The sequence below is a fragment of the Sporosarcina sp. HYO08 genome (assembly GCF_001563475.1).
Taxonomy (GTDB): Bacteria; Bacillota; Bacilli; order Bacillales_A; family Planococcaceae; genus Sporosarcina.
In genome coordinates, this window is the sequence record NZ_LPUT01000023.1 from 317,663 (window position 1) to 338,052 (window position 20,390).

Genomic DNA, 20,390 nt, shown 5'->3' on the forward strand with positions numbered 1-20,390 from the left:
ATATGAAAAGGGGTTTTGCGCCTGTTCACATGCGCAAAACCCACCATCATTTTCTTCCTATTTATTTAAATAATCTTCTCGCCATTGCTTCCGTTCTTTTTCGTTCAACTGCATTTCAAGCGTTTCATCCCAATGCTCCGTCATCGTATTCCAAACGCGGGCATAGAGCAAGTCTTCCGCCTTGTTGTATAGCCGAAATTCCAGACATGGCGACCAATCGGTTTGAGTGTCAACAACCGAAAGAATTTCAGAAATAACAATTTGGACGTTGCCTTCAGCCGATTCGACATTCAAAAATTGAAGTGCACTCTTGATTTTATTTTTTTCAAGAGATTCGACTGCCCAATCATTAAACTCATCCGCATAACGAAAGACTTCCCTCGCTTCTTCAGTTAAATTCGCCACATTTCCATTTAGGAATGATTGATGACATAGGCTGTATAGTGCGGTTTTAGAATCTGTTTCAGGCTCATGAATAAAAACTTCCTCATCAAGTCTTTCCTTTCCTCGATCCATTAAGGTAAAAGATGTGCTGCTCTTTTCAACCATCTGCGTCCTTGTCATTTTCGCAAGGATTCCTTCTACAAAAAGCGGTTCAACAAGCAGTATGTCACTTAGTTCTTCAATAGTTGCGGTCGTTAATTTTTGTAACACGATGAGTATCATTTTCATCAAGACATCCATTTTCGTTCGCTTCTCGGTTTGATATGAAATGTCAATGGAATGTACGGGTACATGCCAAACGAGAGAATCCAAAATTTTCACATTGAAATCCTGTTGGAGTTCCCTTGCCAAACGCTTTTTCAATTCATCCATTGACACCACTTCCCTCCCCTATAACGTCACCTTGATAATCCCTTAACCCATTGACCTCTTGAACATTTTGCAACAGGCGCCCATACATTTTCCTCGAAGCCGGGTGTTTCGTCTGGATCGTAAACATCTCCGAACTTCCTACAACAATTAACAGTTCGCGAGCACGTGACAAAGCAACATTTAACCTGCGATAATCTTTCGCAAAACCAATGTCGCCGCCTTTTTCGTCGTGATTCCGAACGAAACTAACAATAATGACATCCATTTCCATTCCTTGGAATTTATCGACAGATCCAGTTCTACAATGCAAATGCTGCGGCATCAACTTTTGTTCGATTAGCTGATCAATCCGCTTCACTTGCTCCCCGTAGAAACTGATCACACCAACACTTTTTTGATCTTCCTCTGCCATTCTGCCTGCTATTTTCGCATTTTTCGTCGCATCATTCAAATCGGCGAGCAGTTTTTCAATCATCGAAAGCTCAGCTTGGTTGAATCTACTTGTACCGCCTTTCACTCGCTCTTCGAAATAATTCGGTGCATTTGGCAGATCAAACCAAAGCAAATGATCTTTTCTTTGTACAAAGCGCGACTCTAATAAGTGATCTCGCATCCGATCTGAATCAGTTAGCCCACATTGTAGTCGACTATTTCCTTCTTCATAAAACGGCGCGATCGTCCCCATGATCGTTTCATGCATGCGATATTGGATCCCAAGCATTGTTTTATTTTGCTTCGGCAACGTTCTAAAGAGCCGTTCGAATAACGACTCATTCAACAGTTGAGCGAATTCTTTCTGCTCTTCCTGGTTTTCAATTTCCTCTAGGAATTCTTCCATTGTTTCTTGGCCGATTAATGGCGGCAACTGATGATGGTCTCCGACTAAAATAATCTTTTTCCCCTTTAGCATCGGAAGCAACAATTCAGGCGGCGTTGCTTTTGACACTTCGTCAATAATAACGACATCGAATTCTGGATACTCTTCGTCAAAGTCGCGTCTCGCGGAAGCGACACATGTTGTACCAATCACATTGGCATGCTCTACATACAGTTTTCGGATTTCATCCAAATCATAGTCATTTGCTTCCAATAAAAGAGATTGCCATTGTTGTTGCAACACTTTTGTCATTGGCAACCTTTTTCTAACACTTTCCAATGCTTCTATCTTGTTATGAAGGGTGTTTATTTCAGCGATTACTAGTTTACGCTGCTCTTCGGGACGTTGGGCAAGTAATTCATCCAATACCTTGCGTTCGTTTTCCCGTTCTTCCATTTCATCGCAAATTGTTTTCTGTTTTTCTTTCAATTCGTTCAGCTCTTCGGCAATCAACTTTTCTTCGTTAGCTTTCTCATTGACTTCTTCTTGATGGGTCGCAAGCTGGCGCGCTGACTGCTCAAGGGCTCTCTTCTTTTCTTCGAATTGAGCAAACACCGCCTCTTTCCTCCGCAATGCTTCTTCCATAAAACTAATCGCTGCTGACTCATTGACAGTGCCAAGTTGCTTTAGCTGTTTGGCACTAGCACGCCGTAGGTCACTCAGCTTTATCTCTGCATTTTCCATTTCTTGCTGAACGGCTTTTCTTTCATGTTCTAAGTTGGTCATCATTCCGTTAAGCTGGTCATTGATGCCTGATTTAATAGCAGCAAATAATTCTTTAGCATGTTGCTGCAATTGATCTTGCCTTTCCAATTTCATTGCTTTTTCTTTCGCATAATACAGGCGTTCACGCAAAATATCAGCCGCATCGGCTATTTTAAGAAGACAATCATATTTCTCGGGCGAATAATTCCTCGTTTCCAACATTCGTTTTGTAGGCGGGCTAATCAAAAATCTTCCTACCCGATCCACTAGCCCGTGAATGTCTTGTACCGAAGTGAATGTTTGATTCATCCTTCTTTGAATGGGCTGCTGTCGAAAGCCATTTTGCCTTAACGTTTCTTCAACCTTTTCAATTGCAATTGCCAATCGATTGTTTAAATCGTTCCAATCCTGAAAGCTTTCGCTCGACGTATTGGCATGAATTTCTCGGATTCGCAACTGTAATTCATTTATGTTCTTTTGTACATTAGAAGATGGAGGGATCTTGAAGTCACGGATGCGTTCCATAAAAGTGGAAAACCTAGGAATCTCTTGAAGTTGTTGAGTCATGTCTTGAAGATTTTTCACTTTGCTTTGATTCAATTCAAGCGATTGCTGATGGTCTTGAAGCGCCTGGATTAGCGCCCCGATTTCTTCCAATGTTTGGCGGTAGCGCATGTTTCCGCGAAGAATTTCGATTTCCTTTGCCGCTTCTTTCATTTGCGCCTCTGTCTCCTCGCCCACCTGTTCTGCATCAAGAGATTGTTTAAGGCGGGAAATGACTTTCTGTAATTCTACAGTAGTTTGTTTCAGCTTCGCTTGATCATTTTCCAGCGCTTGTTTTTTCACGCCGAGCTGCTTTATTTCTTTCGTCAGTCCCTTAAGATCGACGTCAATCCGCAAGCGTTTTTCTTGTGCTTTTTGTTGCAGCTGGATCGTTTTTTCTAGTTCTTCCGCTTCCCGCTGCAATTCCTTTATTTGGGTTTCGCAGCGATGTAGCTCTTCTTCCGTTTCTTTTTCCCTAAGCGAAAAAGACTGCAGCTGTTCATCCACAGCTTCCACTGTTTGTTCTTTCCAATAATGCGCCACATTTTCTTCGATAAACTTTTTGCCTTCTTCTTCAATGCTTTCTGTCCGACCGTAACGCAAAATTCGAATATCCGAGTCTGACAGCAACCGGCCAAGCGCATTGTCAACAGCAAGGTTTGCCTGGGATGCGACAAGTGTTTTCAGGCCGGCCTTTACATTTTGATAGCAAATTTCAGAAATCACCGTCGTTTTCCCTGTGCCTGGCGGTCCTTGAATCACATATAGATCATTCGCATTCATCGCACCTGCTACTGCTTCTTGCTGAAATTCGTTTAATTCATTATGAAATTCAAGTTTTTTCTTTTGGTTTGTAATACGGACGCGTGGCCGTTCTTCAAAAAGAATTTTTTCTAAATTGGGGTTGGCAGCGAGTCCATCTTGTAAATCTTTAAATCCTTTGCGCAATCGTCTCACTTGGCTTAGTTCCGCAAAATTGCTAAAGATAATTTCTTCGTCCCACTTCGGGCGCCAATGATTTTTCCGGGCGCTTTCCGCTGTAAATCGATTTAGTTCAATTTCAACGGTGCTTTTCGCTTTATTTGTCTTCAATACTTGGCCAATGTCACGAGAAGATCCTTTCAGTTTTGCACTGAACCCTTGAATCATCTGCCAGCCTTTCGCTTTTAAGCCGCCGCATACGAGACGCAGCCTTGTGAAGTCCTCATTGAAAGTTACCTTTGAAAACGTTGTAGTGACGTCTTCTACATCGGCATTTCTTTCCTGAATACGCAAATACCCTTCCCAGCTGGCAATTCTTTTTTTCACATATTCTGACCGTTCTTCAGCAATCGGCAATTCTCGGAGCTGTGTATATAATTCAATCGGCGCGGCAGTTTTTCGGCCAGGTAAAAACTTTATTCGAATCGGGAGGCGGCGATTCGTGCGGACGATTTCTTTCCGCCCCCTTACGTGAAATCCTGTTGCCAAAAAGCCGTCTGACTGATAGACACATTCCATGACAGCGACTTTGCCGTCTAATCGTTTTGCTAATAATTCATTCGTGTCATTATCAAAGAATAACGTAAAAGCCATCGCTCCTTCCCGATTGCTTTTACGTTTTTCAATATAGATATCGAAAGCTTCCTGCATAGAAAAGAAAGCCAATTCATCTTCTATTACTTTCGCAATTCCTTTACGGGCATTATTGGTGATGCCAAGGCCGCACTTCAGAATGCTTTGTTTCGTTTTATCTTGCTTCACCCGTACGACCCCTTTCTAAACAAAATAAATAATGAAAAGTCAGGATCTCAAAAAAAGATGACCGACTTGTAAGTTCCCCTATAAATTTTAGCACGAGCTTTATTGTAACTCATTTGAGGGTCTCATATCTAAAAAAACTCACTTTTAACTGTCTCGATTGCAATCCTGTTCGGATCCGTTTAAAGTTACAATTGAAGAAACAGCTTTAGGAGGATTATCGTGGATAAGAAAGCGAAGCATTTAGTAGAAACCTATTATGAAAAATTTTCCATACGGAATTTTGATGAAAAAGATCTTTATTGTTTTTTAACGTTCGTAAAAAATGATGTACAAGATATTAAAGTATTGAAAGACCTTGGAGATTTTATTGTACAAAGGGAACATTACACTGGATTTGTCAAAGAGTATTTTGATGAAAGTATTCAAATTATCAAAGACATGGAAAAAGGACGCAGTCTGAAGAAAATTGAAGACTTGTTTTCTTTTAGGGAAATTCGAAACGGTTTTAACGCTTTGTTTTTAAAATATGGGTATGAAAAGCTCTCTCCCGAAGTCATTAATGACTTTATTTTATGTATCATTTCCCTATTGCAAAGTATTCCGCTTCGCTCGGCGGACACAGGCAGAGAAGTTGGATACTTAAGTTTTGCCGCTTCTAGTAAAGAAGTATTTTTAATGGGGAATACGAAAACTTTGAATAAAGGCCGCTATATCCCAGTCACTTTTCAAGTGCTGCGGACACAAAATAGCTATGAAAAAATAACACCGCAAGACAAAAATGACACACCTTATCTATTCGATAAAGAAATTATTGAAGTGATCAATGTAGACCGCCAGCTTGTCATTACGTTCCCACATTTGGTTCAGGCATAAAAGGAGTCCCAAGCAATTTTGACGCTTGGGACTTTTTGTGATGATTAATGAGCAACAGGCACCGCTGACAGAAAGTATTCCTCCACTTCTAGCCAACTATTTAGCCTTGTGTAGCCTGTTACATTCCAATTATGCGGGGCGGTAAAAAGGATGCCTTCACCTGAAAAAGTAGCTAAATTACTCGGTGTATCATCGATTAAGTAATCCGCTTGAATAATGCTTTTATCTCCGCAGAAAACGAAATTTCTTTCATTCAAAAAGCCAAAATGCTTTTTCAACCATTCGTATTTTGGCGCCATAGACGCAGGGAAGTCCATGGCTGCTGTCACAATATAAATTTCATAATGCTCACTTAATCGTTTGATCACTGCTTGACTGTCTTTGACGACATCTAATTCAAGAAAAAAGGAATCCTTCTCTAAGTAATTCCCTATTTTCTCCTCAAATCTTGTGTCAAGCTCTACTAGTCGCCTCCCCTGTAAATGTTCACTTGTATATTTTTCTTTGTAATCTTCGTTGAAAAGTTCCAAGCATTTCGCACTGAAATGCGCCATTACTTCATCCATATCTATTGCAATTCGCTTCATCAAAATTCTCCTTTAACATTTCCTGTTTATATAGTTTAACATACCGATCAAGCGGTTCCATTTGACACGCGTTAAGGATCGTTTAATCCTTTCGGACGAAGGCAATAACTATAACAAGAACACTCGGAAGGAATGAGAAGAATTTGAAAAAGCTTGGAATCATTTGGATGATCCTATGTACATCCATCTTAATTGTGAGCGGATGCGGCAACCTGGGCAAAAATGCGGATCAACCACAACGTGAAGAGGCCGACATTATTCATGAAGACGAGAAGGAAGGCGGTTCTTTAGAGACTGGTGCTGGGTATGGATTTACTTCCTTCGACCTTGATATTGACGTCAACGGCAAAGATACGATCGAAGCGGACTATGAGACAACAGAGAATCAACTGAAAGCAGAATATATCGACGCAAGAAATAATGTTCAATTACAAGATACAAAAGCAATGGATGAGCTCCACAAATTGTTTATGAAAATTCTTATCAGACACGACACGCCGCAACAAGAAGTGATCGACAAAATACTAGAATGGTATGCCATTGATCAGTATTCGAAATTCGATTTAGAAGTGCATTTTGATGATGGTACGACTTTAAACATTGAAGAAATGAAGTAGTGTTTGCATAGAAAAAAGGCATCTGATGCTGTTACTCCGATCTTGTCGGAGAACCTCATCATGATGCCTTTTTCTAATTAAATGATAATAATTCCAAGTACGACCGCAATCGCTAATAGAGCGATACTCAACCCCCACATCATCATAAAGGAATACCGGATATGTTTCCCCATTTCTAGTCCAGCAAGTCCAAGTGCCAACCAAAGGGCAGGCGATAGCGGACTGACAAACGTCCCGATAATGTTTCCAATGATCATTGCGTAAGCGGTAGAGAGTGATGGCACGCCAAATGACGCTGCCACTTGATCAACAATCGGCAGAAGAGCAAAATAATAAGCATCCGTACTTAACAGCAAATCAAAAGGCACGCCGAAAATCCCAATGATGAGATGTAAATACGGTACAACAAACGCCGGTAAAACTGTCACAAGATCCGTAGCAATAGCAGTCAACATATTCGTTCCGTTTAAAATCCCTAAGAAAGAGCCAGCAGCCAAAATAATCGTCGCCATTAAAATACCGCCTGGCGCATGTTCTTTAATGCGCGCCATCTGGTCTTGCACTTTCGGAAAGTTTAACGGTAATGCAATACTCACGCCAATCATAAACGCAAAACCTGCTGGAATAATCCCCCATACTAGAACACCAATCACAGCAACCGCTAAAATGGCGTTAAGCCAAAGCAGTTTAGGACGCTTTAAATCTTCCTCGATTACAGTAGCTGCCAGCTGCGCTTCAGCAATCGTTGCATCAGAAATCTGATCTTCCATCGTTTCTTCGCCTAAAGAAGCCTTCTTTGCAATGAGTCGTTTTTCACGATAGCCTAAAACAATGGCAATGATGATTAATAATACAAGACCGATCAGTTGAATAGGAATAAGTGGTCTCCAAAGTTCTGTCACGTCAACATCTAATACTGAAGCTGTTCTCCCAAGCGGCCCCGCCCAAGGAACCATATTCATAATGGCTGCCGCAGTCCCGACTAGCATTAGGAGCAAATAAGGATTCATTTTCAACCGCTTATACAATGGCAACAATGCTGGTATTGTAATGAGGAATGTAGATGCCCCAGACCCATCCAAGTGTGCGATTGCTGCAATGATCACTGTTGCGACCGCAACTGCAATGACGTTCCCACGGGAAATTGCAATCATCTTGTTAATAAGCGGATCGAACAATCCGACATCTTGCATAATTCCGAAAAATAAAATCGCAAAGATGAACATAATGGCCACGCCGGCAACTTTGGTCGTTCCTTCTGTGAAAAACTCTCCGATTTGGTCGAAGCCGAAGCCTGCTGCAAATGCCCCTACAACCGGTACTAACACAAGACCCACTATCGGAGAAACTTTCCCGCTAATGAGTAACGCTACAATGACGACAATCGTTATTAAACCTATAATACTAAGCATATTGGCTCCTTTCTAGTAAACCGAATAGTTCACTCATGAAAGAGAAACGGCATCTTATGATGTAAGCGGATACATACTCAACAAAAAATAAAGTATCCCATACAAAAAATAACCCTCTCTATTTCAAAATTCTTTATACTAAGAAATTTATCATAGAGAGGTTACATGGATAAGTTTATTCAACTAAAATCCCTATTGATCATTATGGGTGTTTTGTTCATTTTGTTCACGGCACATATTTCCGTTCCGGACGTCCGATCTCGCCATACTTCAAACGCGCATCTGCTTCTTTGATCGACACTAAGTATTCTAAATAACGCCGCGCAGTTGAACGGCTAACGCCCACTTCATTCCCTGCATCTAATGCGGTAACACCTTCTTCACCATTTTGCTGCAGTACTTTTTTGATCTTCTCTAAGGTTAGCTGATCGATGCCTTTTGGCAGTATTTCCTCATTTTCTTTCTGCGCTGTCACAGTGAATTGTAAGCCGGTCAAACGGTCAATTTCTTCTTGATCCAGTTCTTTTTTTGTCTGTAAAACATGCCTTTGAGCATGATACCTACCCAATGTTTGTGCAAATCGTTCAAAATCTACAGGCTTCACCATATAGTCAAATACACCGCCGCGAAGTGCTTCTGCTATCGTTTCTACTTCTTTGGCTGCCGTCATCATAATTACGTCAATCTCATTAAACTCGTTTCGCAATGTCCAAAACAAACTTAAGCCTTCTACGTCCGGTATGTACACATCCAGCAAAATGAGTTCTGGCAAAACGGCTTGACTCCGCAAATAAGTAAGTGCTTCCTCGGCTGTTTTAACAACTTCTAGCGCCGCAAATCCCTCTACTCGATTAACAAACTGCCGGTTAATATCCGCGATCCGAAAATCGTCTTCTACAATCAATACGCCAATCCCATCACTCATTTTCTACTCCCCTTTCATATGCTTTTTTCGGAATTGAAAGAACAAAACGCGCGCCTCCAAGGTCACCCTGTTCTAAAAAAACATGGCCATTTACTCTCTCGATCAATTGTTTGGAGAGCGCCAACCCAAATCCGCGGTGTTCTCCTTCTTTTAATGAAAAGCCTTGCTCAAAAATTCTATGGACATCCGTATCTTGTACACCCGCGCCTGAATCCTCGATTTCAAATAGTATATCATTCCCGATATCTGTAAAAGAAATAGAGATTTTTTGATCGGCTGACGGATTATTTTTCACCGCATCGATCGCATTGTCCATGAAATTCCCAATCGCTGTTAATAACGCTTCACTTTGTTTTTCAGTTAAACGGGATGCAAGTCTACTCCCTTCTTCAATTGTAAAATCAATGCCTAGCTCATGTACTTGATTTAATTTCCCTAATAATAGTCCGCTTACCATTGGATCTGCCACTTTTCGAATTAATAAATGGATCCAGTTTTTTTGAAGGGAACTTTCACTCTGGATATAGGCGATGGCTTTTTCTTGTTGATCCAATTGCAACAATCCGAGAATCGTAAAAAGTTTATTCGAAAATTCATGCGTTTGGGCCCGCAAAGCGTCCGTATACTGTTTAACCGTTTTTAATTCCTTTGTTAACAAATCAATTTCTGTTTTATTTCGAAACGTAAAAACAGTTCCCATCAACAGGTTCTCATAGTAAATGGGCACTTTATTGGCAAAAACAACTGTTTTCCCTAACAGCATTTCTCGGTCCATTTCATCATTTTCATTTTGCAAATAATCTACTAATCGATGCGCCGGCACGATGTCTTTTAGCATTTTCCCTTCATACTGTTGCGGAGGAGTCGCTTCATCAAATAGCATCCGCTCCGCTGCCAAATTCATCATTGTAACGATGCCATGCTGATTCACTGCGAGAATGCCTTCATGCGTCGATTGAAGAATCGTCTCTTTTTGAAAATAGTAATGCGCAATCTCTTCCGGCTCTAAGCCTAATAACACTTTTTTTATATACGAGGCAATGAGGACTGCCCCAATGATGGCAACGATGGCGATATTGAATAAAACGAGCCAAACATAGTTGTTTGTCGATTCGATAATCGTTCGAATATCATTGACTAAAAAGCCGACCGAAACGACCCCAACAATTTCTCCGTCTAAATAGACCGGCACCTTTGCTCTTAAAGAACTGCCCAATGATCCAACTGCTTTAGACACATAAGACTGTCCATAGACTAATGCTTTTTCATTGTCTTCTCCTATCATTCTCTCCCCTATTTTGTCAGCGTTTGGATGGGCATAGCGAATTTCTTCTTGATTGCCTACGACGATGAACTCGGCCCCCGTCGCTTGTTGAATAGGCGTAACAATCGGATTGATAATAGAAGCGGGATCTTCCTGTTCAAATGCATGGACGAGCTCTGGGATACGCGCAACGGTTTCCGCAACACTTAGTGCACGATCTCCTACTTGTTCCTCTAATGTGTCCGACAGAAAGTGATCAACAAAAAGTCCGATCACGCCGATGATGGCCAAGACAAGCGCGCCGACTAGTAAAATCATTTTCATTTTGAAGTGAATAATAGTGTTTGGCTTGCCTTGAAGATATTTAATTTTCTTTTTATCAACAGATATCATCTTCCCTACTCCTTAAAAATGGGACTTCAATAGAGCATGTCTTTCATACTCTCTATTCTACGTGATTGTCAGTAGTTATTAAAATAAATATCATGTCTGCCCGTTCATTAAAATTATATTAAAAAACCTTCACTTATTTATCAATCTTATTTCAATGCTGTTACATCCCTCCAAAAACAAGATCTTCGGGTATACAATAGAACAGATTATTTTTTGGAGTGATGTTTATGAAAAATAAACGGTTAGGCTGGGTCGATGTGATGAAAGGGTTTTTAATGATTCTTGTCGTCATTGGTCATTATCCCGGTCAGCTTGATTTTCCACTTGCAAAGTATATTTATTGGTTTCATATGCCTGCCTTTTTTATTTTGAGCGGCTTATTTTTCAAGCCTGTAGTAGAGAAAGGGCAAATGAAAAATGCCATTCACAAACGATTTATGCAACTCATTGTTCCTTATTTATTTTTCCTGATCAGTATTACACTCATTCGATATGGCATTGAATTTGGTACGGGGAATCGGGATTTAACCTGGTATGCCAATGATTTGTGGACGCTTGTCATAGGGGGTCGTTTTATACGAGGAGCCTACGGGGTTTTCTGGTTTGTGACAACCTTATTCTTTACGTATTTGTTTTTCTTAGGGTTAACCAAATACTTTGATCGCACAAAACAAATCATCATTCTAACGATTTTCTATATCATTGCTCATTTGGAAAGCATCTTTGCTATGCATGTCATCGGCGGTTCACCAGCTGCCGCCGCCCAACAAATTCCAATGATTTGGAATATCGATGTCGCTTTGATGGCAATCGTCTATTTTGCCCTTGGGTATTACATGAAAAATCTCTGGATGGGCATATCAAAAAAATGGATGTTTGTGGGAATTGCAGGATGTGTTATTGCGGTATTACTCGATCATTTCCATGTGATTGATTATCATTTAAGCATGAAATTTTTACGCTATGATCATTTCATTCTGGATTTGGTCATTCCACTGTCATTTACTGTTACATTTGTAGGCCTATTCCAGTTCATTACATCACGTGTATCACTTGTCTCGTTACAAAAAGTTGAGAAACACTCACTGACCATTATGTACTTGCATATTTTTGTAGATATATTAATGAATGACTACTTCACTTATGGCATCATCGGATTTACAGCATTTGGCTTATTCATACCGATTCTCGTCTCGATCACGATTAAGAATTTGATGCCAAAAGGTAAACTATTGCTAGGAGAGTTACCGCCAAAAGGAAAATTGCCCTCCGCAACTGCATAATAAAAAGCTGAACCCGACTTTTTTTTGCGGGTTCAGCTTTTTGTTTCGAGAACCTTAAACTCTTACTTGCCCTTCGCCGTAAATGACCACTTTACTTGACGTTAACGCTTTCAGTCCCATTGGTCCGCGTGCGTGGAGCTTTTGTGTACTGATGCCAATTTCCGCCCCATAACCAAACTCAAAACCGTCCGTAAATCGTGTTGACGCATTATGGTAAACCGCGGCAGCATCTACTCGTTGTAAAAAGATCGCTGCATTCCGGTCATCGTTTGTTACGATCGCTTCAGAATGTTTCGTGCCATATCGGTGAATGTGATCGATCGCTTCTCCAATAGAGGAAATGAGCTTCACACTAACTGTCAGCCCCAAATATTCCGTCTCCCAGTCCTCATTTGTCGCTTGTTTCACATCGCTGCATGCTTGCACAACAGACGCATCACCGTAGATTTCTACACCATTGCGCTGCAACGCTTCAATGAGCTGGGTTCCATATTTTGTAAACCACTGTTCATGCACTAAAATCGTTTCAACCGCATTACAAACGGATGGACGTTGTGTTTTCGCATTTAAAACGATCTCCTCCGCCATCTTGTAATCCGCTGTTTCATCGACCACAATATGACAATTACCAGCGCCCGTTTCAATAACAGGAACTGTCGCTTCTCGCACGACTGTCTCGATGAGTTGCTTTCCACCTCTTGGAATGAGTACATCCAGATAATCATTGAGCTTAAATAATTCTTTTGCCACTTCCCGGCTCGTGTCCTCGATCAATTGAACAGCCTCTTTTGGCAATAGGCTTTTTTCAAGCGCCCGATGAATGGATTGAATAAGTGCCAAGTTTGAGTGTCTTGCAGACGAGCTGCCGCGTAATACGACTGCATTGCTCGTTTTTAAAGCGAGCGTTGCTGCATCGACCGTCACGTTTGGACGTGCTTCATAAATCATGCCGATGACACCGAGCGGTACTCGTTTCATTTCAATGCGCAGTCCATTGTCTTTCTGAATCTTTTCAAGTGTTTCTCCGATCGGATCTTCCAATTCGATCAATTGTTGAATCGCATCTGCCATCGCCTGTATCCGTTTTTCATCTAACAGGATACGATCTAAAATAGCATCTGTCAGCCCATTTTCTTTCCCCGCTTGTAAATCTTTTTGATTTTCGGCCAAAATCGACTCCTGGTCCAACAATAATTGCTGTGCGATGAATTGCAAGGCTTCATTTTTTTCAGCTGATGAAACATCTATGAGTGCATAGCTCGCATGCTTAGCCAACTTTCCTTTTTCAACTGCTTCGCTCATGATCGATTCCCCCTTATATTTTCACCCAACGGTCCCGGTGAATGACTTCCACCGATGCCGCCTGGCGGTTCCGTGTTGCCATCTCAGCTTTCAAGTCTTCCGCCGAATACTGCACTTCTCCTTTTCCGAGCAACCCTTTGCGACCAAATACTTCTACAACATCCCCTTCACGAAACGCACCTTTTATTTTATAAACACCTGCGGGTAAGAGACTTTTGCCATTATGCAAAATCGCTTTTTCGGCACCTTCATCGACATACAACTTGCCGGTCGATTCAGAATGTAAATAAATCCACTGCCGATTTGTATTGATTTTCGAAAGTTTTGCCTTGGCAATATAAGTGCCATCCCCTTTACCTTTCGCAATTTCCACCAATTTCTCATGCCCTTTTCCATTTCCAATAAAAACCGCTACCCCAAGTGATGTCGCTGTTTTTGCTGCCAGGATCTTTGATTTCATTCCACCCGTTCCGACACTTGAGCCATTTTCATCAGCACCAGATAGCTGCTCATCCGTAATTTCTTCAAGGTAGTCGAATCGTTTTGCGGTTGGATGTGTACGCGGGTTTGCATCATACAGACCGTTAATATCCGTTAAAATAATAAGCTGATCCGCATGCAGAAATCCGCCAACGAGCGCAGATAGCATGTCATTGTCTCCGAAAGTCAGTTCGTCAACTGCAACCGTATCGTTTTCATTAATAATCGGCAAAATGCCTCGCGCAAGCAATTCCGTTAACGTTGCAAATGCATTTTTATAACGATCCCGATCGGAAAAATCATCCCGTGTCAGTAAAATTTGAGCAGGTATAATCCCATGTTGCCCAAGCCTTTCTCGATATGATTGTATTAAGATACCCTGTCCGACCGCAGCCGCGGCCTGTTTTCCTTTAATCGTTAAGGGGCGAGCGGGATACCCTAGGCCCGCAAATCCCGCCGCCACCGCTCCTGAAGAAACAACGATGACTTCATGACCATTTTCACGCAGCTGCACAAGCGCGCCCACATGATCATCAAATTTTTCTTGATCAATTTCACCAACATCGTTTGTCAGTGAACTGCTGCCAATCTTTACGACAATCCGCTGCTTTCGCACGCAAATCCCCCATTTCTCGTTTCGCCTAATGACGTTCGCTCGATTTAAATTAAATAAAAAAAGCCCATTCATCCTCAATATTAAGGACGAAAGGGCTTTGCTTCCGCGGTACCACCAAAATTGGACGTCAATGACGACATCCCGCTTCCTCGTAACGCTGAGGTGTGCGCCTCTATTTTCATAAAGGACTCTGCCGGCAGGTTCCGCAACGATCCACGGCGAAATCTTTCAGCTGGTAAATTTCGCTCTCTGACCATGTTCGTTCTGCATACTATTCCGACGTTGGACGTTCAAATTATCGAATTATCGAATGATTTTTACTTATCATACACCAGAAGAATGGAATGTCAAGGGGGGTTTTTCTAAAGTCCGCAGCTTATTTTCCAGATCATATTAAAAAATGCACATAATTAAGAACATTCTTGTGTTATGCATGTATTTCATGATAACATTGTTTAATATTTAAATGATAATGAAGGAAGATGATGGAGTCATGCAAGTAACAAAATCAGATGTAAAACCAGTGCAAGTTGAAGATATCTTAATCGCCAATCAATTACTAAAAGATGTCGTCGTTCATACCCCTCTCCAGCGAAATGAACGCCTTTCTGAAAAATACGATTGCCATGTTTATATTAAAAGGGAAGATTTACAATACGTCCGTTCCTTTAAATTGCGCGGCGCTTACTATAGAATCAAGTCCATTGAGAAAGATGCAAGGGAAAAAGGGGTTGTATGCGCAAGTGCCGGCAACCATGCCCAAGGCGTTGCTTATGCTTGTGCACATCTCGGAATTAAAGGAATAATTTTCATGCCACAAACGACTCCGAAACAAAAGATTAACCAAGTCAAAATGTTTGGTCGAGAATTTGTAGAAATCATTTTAACCGGTGATACATTCGATGACTCATACAATGAAGCAATGACCTTAACACGCAAAGAAGATAGAATATTCATTCATCCATTCAATGATCATGAAGTGATTGCCGGACAAGGAACTGTTGCGGTAGAAATTATGAATGATATTGAAGAACCCATTGATTTTGTTTTTGCCAGTATTGGAGGGGGCGGCTTAATGTCTGGCGTTAGCACATACATTAAAAACTTGTCACCTTTCACAAAAATGATTGGCGTTGAGCCAGCGGGCGCAGCAAGTATGAAAGCGTCCTTCCAGAATAATGAAGTCACAACATTAGCGTCTATCGACAAATTTGTAGATGGTGCTGCGGTTGGCTGTGTTGGTGAGCAAACGTTCAGCATTTGCCGCAAATATGTGGATGATATGATCTCTGTGCCAGAAGGTAAAGTTTGTACAGCCATTTTGGATTTGTACAACGAACATGCCATTATTGCCGAACCAGCAGGTGCCTTGCCGATTGCAGCACTCGATTTTTACAAAGAGCAAATTAAAGGAAAATCTGTCGTCTGTATCGTGAGCGGTGGAAATAATGATATTGGCCGCATGCAGGAAATCAAGGAGAAATCTTTAATTCACGAAGGATTGCTCTATTACTTTATCGTCAATTTCCCACAGCGTGCTGGTGCTTTGCGTCAATTCCTAGACAATGTGTTAGGACCTGATGATGACGTTACAACCTTTGAATATACGAAGAAAAATAATAAAGAAAATGGACCGGGACTAGTTGGCATTGAAGTAAAAAACAAAGAGGATTATCCTGGCTTAATTGAACGGATGAAGCAATGCGGATTCCCATTCCAAGAAGTAAACAAAGATAGCAGCCTATTCGGATTACTGATCTAAATAACGGTAAGAAATGGGCTGTCCCAGAAGTGCTTGGCTCTTCGTTTTGGGACAGTCCTATTTTAAATAGTCCAAAGATCCCACGGATACTCTTTTGGCGGGAATGATTGAACGGTGATGATTTCTTTTGTTGTCGGATGCGGAAATGAGAGTGTATGTGCCCATAAGGCAATTTGCTGTCCGGGTTTGTTGACATGCTGGCCGTATTTTTGATCGCCATAAAGCGGGAAACCAGAAGTTGACAGCTGGACGCGAATTTGATGAGAGCGTCCGGTGTGAAGATGAACGGATAATAAGCTCAACTCGCCATCTGTATCGATCATTTCATAATCGAGGATTGCTTTTTTCCCACGCTTATCATTCTGTGCTACCGCAAATACTTGGTTCTTTTTTGTGTCTTTAAACAGATAATGTGTGAGTTGTGCTTTCTTCTGTTTCGGTACCCCTCGAACGACCGCTACATACTTTCTTTCCAATTCGTTTTTGCGAATGACATCCGAAAGACGGGATGCCGCTTTTGATGTTTTCGCAAAGACCATCACACCGCCAACTGGACGGTCAAGACGATGGACTAATCCTAGATAGACGTTACCGGGTTTATTGTAACGGACTTTCAAATCTTCTTTTAAAATAGTTAGCATGTCCTGATCTTTGCTGTCATCTGCTTGAACCGGGATATTGACAGGTTTTTCCACAACAAGTAAATGATTGTCTTCGTAAAGAATGTTAATGTCCATATGTAAATTGTACTCCCTTTTTATTAAATCGATCCTATTTCATTTTAATCGAGCTTACGGAAGGAAGCAAAGATGACGGTCCTCATGAATGCATATGGTAAAATGGCAGTGCGGAGAGTGATATAAAATGAGCAATGAAAAAATGCATGGAGACGAGCGTCGTCAACTCCTTTTGACGACCTTGCAAAATTCCCTTAGGCCGATGACGGGAAAAGAACTTGGCGAATTAACAAATGTGAGCCGTCAAGTAATTGTTGGTGATATAACATTATTAAAGGCAAAAGACGAGCCAATCATTGCGACGAGTCAAGGCTATTTGTATATGCACACGGATTCAACGCCAAAGAAAATTGAAAAATCTATTGTTTGTCAGCATGATCCTCACCAAACAGAAGAGGAATTAAATATTCTAGTCGATCACGGTGTAACTGTGAAAGATGTAAAAATTGAACATCCTGTCTATGGTGATTTAAGTGCATCCATTATGGTTTCAAATCGCAGTGAAGTCAAAGAATTTATGGAAAAGATTAATGAGGCAAATGCTGTGTATTTGGCAAATCTTGCGGAGGGCAGCATTCATCTGCATACGATCGTTGCAGACAAAGAAGAAAATATTAAAAATGCTGAAGAAGCGTTATTAAAAGCGGGTATTCTCGTCGAATGACGGATTGTCATTTGGATGAAAATTTAGTGTGATACAAAACCTTTATACAAAAGGTCTATCGAACCTGCACCATCTTTCATAAGATGGTGTTTTCTTCGTTATAGATATAAAAGTGATGTCAAACTTTATGATAAGAGTAAATGGCTAATTTATACCAATTAAAAGGCGGTACTCAGAATTAATTCTTTTGTACTAGGGAAATGAAATTTCTTCCAGCTATACTAGTAATTAAAGGGGGCTATTTATTTGAAGACTTTAGTCAATTCAGTAATTTTCATGCTTATGATCGGACTAATTGCGCCAATCACGGGACAAGCAGCAGGGTTTAATGACGTTAAAACAGGAGACAGGTTTACGAAAGAAATTATGTTCTTAACGTCAAGAAATGTGATTTCAGGCTTCTCCGATGGTTCATTCAAACCGAATGATGCTGTCACTCGTGCACAAGCGGCTATTATGATCGGTCGAGCGCTAGATTTAAATGGAGAGCAGAGAAAGACAATATTCAATGATGTTGAACCTACTGCGGTAGCATCTGGATATATTGCGTCAGCTGTTGAAAGAGGAATAATTTCTGGCTTTCAAGATGGAACATACCGACCTAGTCAACCTGTTACACGTGGACAAATGGCTATCTTCTTAAATCGTGCATTTGACATGGCAGATGAGAAAACAACTAGCTTTAAGGATGTTTCACCTGGGATGGCAGCCTATCAATCTATAGTAAATGTCACTGCAGAAGGCATTGCAAATGGTTATGCTGATGGGACTTATCGCCCCAATCTACCTATTACCCGAGGACAGTTTTCCGCGTTTTTGGCGCGTGCATTAGAGCCTTCATTTAGAGATACTCCGACCCTCGCCATTAAATCTATTTCAGGCTGGGAAAAGGGAGCTTCGATGATAGAGGTAGACATAGATCATGAATGGGTTATCGAGTTTAACGATGAACTTGATGAAAGAAGCCTTTATGAGAATATTTATGCTGTAAGTGAAAGTGATAAACAAGTACGTGCAGTTGAACCATTGTTTTATAATCCAAAATCAGTCAAACTTCATTTAGTTGACCTTTATGATTTTGATGAGAGTTACGCTCTATACATTACGAAAGATATTCAATCAAAAACAGGAAATCCTTTGGCTGAACCTATGACATTAAAATTTCATACAACTAAACCTGAGTTTACTCTAAAAAAGTCGATCGAGCAGGATGGAGTACAATTTGAAATGATGTTAGCTCATTCGGATGAGAAGATATACGCAAAAGTAAAAGCAACCAATGTCAGTAGTAAAACCATTCCGTATGTAGGCTATAATGGATGTGATCCAGGAATTTCTGCCAAACTATTTATTGAAACTGAGGATGGTCAAGTCAACATAGGAAGTAAATGGCATACTGTAGCTGCATGTACTCAAGACGTCTCAGAGCATCATCTTAAGCCTGGCGCATCAATTGAAGTAGTTGAAGTGTTATACCCGTCCGTACAAACAACAAATGGAAATATTTATGCAAAAGTAACATTTCAAAGAGGAGAAATTAAGGAAAATTCTACAATCAAGCCAATAGAAATTTCTATTCCCTTAAAAAACTTTGAATAAAAGGTCATTTAAAAACCGCTTCCAAAACAGTTTTCTAGTTTTGGAAGCGGTTTTCTATGGCTGAAAATTTCAGGCCTATCCTAAATAAAATATCCAAGCAATGATTGGGCCAATAATCGAACCAACAACCGCACATAGCGTCATCGCGACGGAGCTCATTGATCCTTCTTGCTCTCCTATTTCGATCGCCTTCGATGTGCCTAACGCGTGCGCAGCCGCTCCGAAACCAATCCCTATACCAGTTGGAGAGTCTATGCGAATCCATTTTAAAAAGATGCGGCCAAAAAGAATACCAGAAAATCCGGCGATCATCACAAAAGCTGCGGATAAAGATGCATATCCGCCAAGACTTTGGGTAATTTGTATCGCGATAGGCGTTGTAATCGATTTAGGTAAGATCGACATGACGATGTCTTTTGGAAAACCAAAGATTTTTGCAAAAAACACACCGCTAATCATGCCTACGAACACACCAACAATGACACCGCCGATAATAGGAAATAAATACTGTTTCAGTAAATCCCGTTGCTTATATAAAGGAATGGCGAGCGAAACGATGGCTGGACCTAACAGAATATCGATCCATTTGCCGCCCGTCATATACGTTTCGTACGGAATATTGAAAAGAACAAGTGTAATTATAATAATTGCCGATGAAGTTAAAATCGGAAATAGAAAATCACGGCGATACTTAACATAAACCCAATTCATGACAACATAAACGCCGACTGTTAAGACGGCATATAGTGTAGCTAATAGCATCATTTGCATGGCGTCGGCCCCTTCTTCTTTTCAGATTGACGCGCAATCCATTGGCTCGTCCAGGCCGATAGCCACATCGTTAAAAAAGTGCTAAAAATAGCGATGATAACGAGCAATACCCCTTTTCCAATAAAAACTTGTCCGTAATTCATAATGCCGATCGCGGCGGGTATGTAAAAAAGTGGTAAATATGATAGAAAAAAAAGTGCGCCTGACTCAATCCAGCGTAATGGAAAAACTTTCAACATGAGGCAAAGCCATACAAGAATCAACCCGATAATACTTCCAGGCAATGGCAAGTGTAATAGATTTTGAAGCCAATTGCCCACCATCGAAAATCCGAATAATACAAGGACCTGAAGAAAAATCATTAAAAACTTCAACCAAACACCGCCTATTCTACAACTAAACTTCCAGACATTATAACATA

Annotated in this window: 17 protein-coding genes; 6 read left to right on the forward strand and 11 right to left on the reverse strand. The window is 40.9% G+C overall.

Going from position 1 to position 20,390, the window contains the following annotated elements:
* Nucleotides 1-57: 57 nt before the first annotated feature.
* A complete protein-coding gene (locus AU377_RS08570; RefSeq protein WP_067406929.1) occupies nt 58-816 on the reverse strand; it encodes a hypothetical protein in 759 nt (252 codons plus the stop codon).
* A complete protein-coding gene (locus AU377_RS08575; protein WP_067406931.1) occupies nt 809-4,684 on the reverse strand; it encodes an AAA domain-containing protein in 3,876 nt (1,291 codons plus the stop codon). The genes AU377_RS08570 and AU377_RS08575 overlap by 8 nt, the downstream gene beginning before the upstream one ends.
* 219 nt (nt 4,685-4,903) lie before the next feature.
* Between AU377_RS08575 and AU377_RS08580 the strand changes: the two genes are divergently transcribed.
* The gene (locus AU377_RS08580; RefSeq protein WP_067406934.1) at nt 4,904-5,557 is read left to right on the forward strand and encodes a hypothetical protein; all 654 of its coding nucleotides are present in this window, start codon (nt 4,904-4,906) and stop codon (nt 5,555-5,557) included.
* Nucleotides 5,558-5,601: 44 nt separating this feature from the next.
* On the opposite strand, the gene AU377_RS08585 is transcribed toward AU377_RS08580, so the two are convergent.
* Nucleotides 5,602-6,144 (reverse strand): 5'-3'-deoxyribonucleotidase, encoded by a 543-nt coding sequence (locus AU377_RS08585; RefSeq protein WP_067406937.1) that lies wholly within the window; start codon nt 6,142-6,144, stop codon nt 5,602-5,604.
* A 143-nt stretch (nt 6,145-6,287) separates the two neighbouring features.
* Here AU377_RS08585 and AU377_RS08590 point away from each other — a divergent pair, with 143 nt between their 5' ends.
* Nucleotides 6,288-6,761: a YusW family protein gene (locus AU377_RS08590; protein ID WP_067406940.1), complete on the forward strand. Its 474-nt coding sequence runs from the start codon at nt 6,288-6,290 to the stop codon at nt 6,759-6,761.
* Nucleotides 6,762-6,838: 77 nt separating this feature from the next.
* On the opposite strand, the gene AU377_RS08595 is transcribed toward AU377_RS08590, so the two are convergent.
* The 3 genes from AU377_RS08595 to AU377_RS08605 form a co-directional block, all read right to left on the reverse strand.
* The gene (locus tag AU377_RS08595; RefSeq protein WP_067406943.1) at nt 6,839-8,173 is read right to left on the reverse strand and encodes a CitMHS family transporter; all 1,335 of its coding nucleotides are present in this window, start codon (nt 8,171-8,173) and stop codon (nt 6,839-6,841) included.
* A 226-nt stretch (nt 8,174-8,399) separates the two neighbouring features.
* Nucleotides 8,400-9,098 carry a response regulator gene (locus AU377_RS08600; RefSeq protein ID WP_067406945.1) on the reverse strand — a complete coding sequence of 233 codons (699 nt, stop codon included), beginning with the start codon at nt 9,096-9,098 and terminating at the stop codon, nt 8,400-8,402.
* Entirely contained in the window at nt 9,091-10,755 is a 1,665-nt protein-coding gene (locus AU377_RS08605; protein ID WP_067406948.1) for a sensor histidine kinase, read from the reverse strand. The genes AU377_RS08600 and AU377_RS08605 overlap by 8 nt, the downstream gene beginning before the upstream one ends.
* A 227-nt stretch (nt 10,756-10,982) precedes the next feature.
* On the opposite strand from AU377_RS08605, the gene AU377_RS08610 reads away from it, so the two are divergent.
* Entirely contained in the window at nt 10,983-12,038 is a 1,056-nt protein-coding gene (locus AU377_RS08610) for an acyltransferase family protein (RefSeq protein ID WP_067406951.1), read from the forward strand.
* 54 nt (nt 12,039-12,092) lie between these two features.
* Here the strand turns inward: AU377_RS08610 and AU377_RS08615 are convergent, their stop codons facing one another.
* The gene (locus AU377_RS08615) at nt 12,093-13,340 is read right to left on the reverse strand and encodes a glutamate-5-semialdehyde dehydrogenase (RefSeq protein ID WP_067406953.1); all 1,248 of its coding nucleotides are present in this window, start codon (nt 13,338-13,340) and stop codon (nt 12,093-12,095) included.
* Between the two features lie 13 nt (nt 13,341-13,353).
* Entirely contained in the window at nt 13,354-14,436 is a 1,083-nt protein-coding gene (gene proB / locus AU377_RS08620) for a glutamate 5-kinase (protein ID WP_067406955.1), read from the reverse strand.
* Between the two features lie 493 nt (nt 14,437-14,929).
* Between proB and ilvA the strand changes: the two genes are divergently transcribed.
* Nucleotides 14,930-16,198, forward strand: a complete 1,269-nt coding sequence (gene ilvA, locus AU377_RS08625; RefSeq protein ID WP_067406957.1) for a threonine ammonia-lyase IlvA — start codon at nt 14,930-14,932, stop codon at nt 16,196-16,198.
* 62 nt (nt 16,199-16,260) lie between these two features.
* On the opposite strand, the gene AU377_RS08630 is transcribed toward ilvA, so the two are convergent.
* Nucleotides 16,261-16,935, reverse strand: a complete 675-nt coding sequence (locus tag AU377_RS08630) for an RluA family pseudouridine synthase (RefSeq protein WP_067406959.1) — start codon at nt 16,933-16,935, stop codon at nt 16,261-16,263.
* Nucleotides 16,936-17,062: 127 nt separating this feature from the next.
* Here AU377_RS08630 and AU377_RS08635 point away from each other — a divergent pair, with 127 nt between their 5' ends.
* The gene (locus AU377_RS08635) at nt 17,063-17,599 is read left to right on the forward strand and encodes a transcription repressor NadR (protein WP_067406961.1); all 537 of its coding nucleotides are present in this window, start codon (nt 17,063-17,065) and stop codon (nt 17,597-17,599) included.
* A 246-nt stretch (nt 17,600-17,845) separates the two neighbouring features.
* The gene (locus tag AU377_RS08640) at nt 17,846-19,198 is read left to right on the forward strand and encodes an S-layer homology domain-containing protein (protein WP_067406963.1); all 1,353 of its coding nucleotides are present in this window, start codon (nt 17,846-17,848) and stop codon (nt 19,196-19,198) included.
* A gap of 75 nt (nt 19,199-19,273) precedes the next feature.
* Here the strand turns inward: AU377_RS08640 and AU377_RS08645 are convergent, their stop codons facing one another.
* The gene (locus AU377_RS08645; RefSeq protein WP_067406967.1) at nt 19,274-19,969 is read right to left on the reverse strand and encodes an LrgB family protein; all 696 of its coding nucleotides are present in this window, start codon (nt 19,967-19,969) and stop codon (nt 19,274-19,276) included.
* Nucleotides 19,960-20,343, reverse strand: a complete 384-nt coding sequence (locus tag AU377_RS08650) for a CidA/LrgA family protein (protein ID WP_253724437.1) — start codon at nt 20,341-20,343, stop codon at nt 19,960-19,962. Before AU377_RS08650 ends, AU377_RS08645 begins: the two co-directional genes overlap by 10 nt.
* Nucleotides 20,344-20,390: the final 47 nt, after the last annotated feature.

Bases quoted from the DNA above. Each gene is read 5' to 3' on its own strand.
- AU377_RS08595 (WP_067406943.1), bottom strand. From the start codon at position 8,173: ATGCTTAGTATTATAGGTTTAATAACGATTGTCGTCATTGTAGCGTTA.
- AU377_RS08630 (WP_067406959.1), bottom strand. From the start codon at position 16,935: ATGGACATTAACATTCTTTACGAAGACAATCATTTACTTGTTGTGGAA.
- AU377_RS08570 (WP_067406929.1), bottom strand. From the start codon at position 816: ATGGATGAATTGAAAAAGCGTTTGGCAAGGGAACTCCAACAGGATTTC.
- AU377_RS08600 (WP_067406945.1), bottom strand. From the start codon at position 9,098: ATGAGTGATGGGATTGGCGTATTGATTGTAGAAGACGATTTTCGGATC.
- AU377_RS08605 (WP_067406948.1), bottom strand. From the start codon at position 10,755: ATGATATCTGTTGATAAAAAGAAAATTAAATATCTTCAAGGCAAGCCA.
- AU377_RS08645 (WP_067406967.1), bottom strand. From the start codon at position 19,969: ATGCAAATGATGCTATTAGCTACACTATATGCCGTCTTAACAGTCGGC.
- ilvA (WP_067406957.1), top strand. From the start codon at position 14,930: ATGCAAGTAACAAAATCAGATGTAAAACCAGTGCAAGTTGAAGATATC.
- AU377_RS08585 (WP_067406937.1), bottom strand. From the start codon at position 6,144: ATGAAGCGAATTGCAATAGATATGGATGAAGTAATGGCGCATTTCAGT.
- AU377_RS08635 (WP_067406961.1), top strand. From the start codon at position 17,063: ATGAGCAATGAAAAAATGCATGGAGACGAGCGTCGTCAACTCCTTTTG.
- AU377_RS08610 (WP_067406951.1), top strand. From the start codon at position 10,983: ATGAAAAATAAACGGTTAGGCTGGGTCGATGTGATGAAAGGGTTTTTA.
- AU377_RS08615 (WP_067406953.1), bottom strand. From the start codon at position 13,340: ATGAGCGAAGCAGTTGAAAAAGGAAAGTTGGCTAAGCATGCGAGCTAT.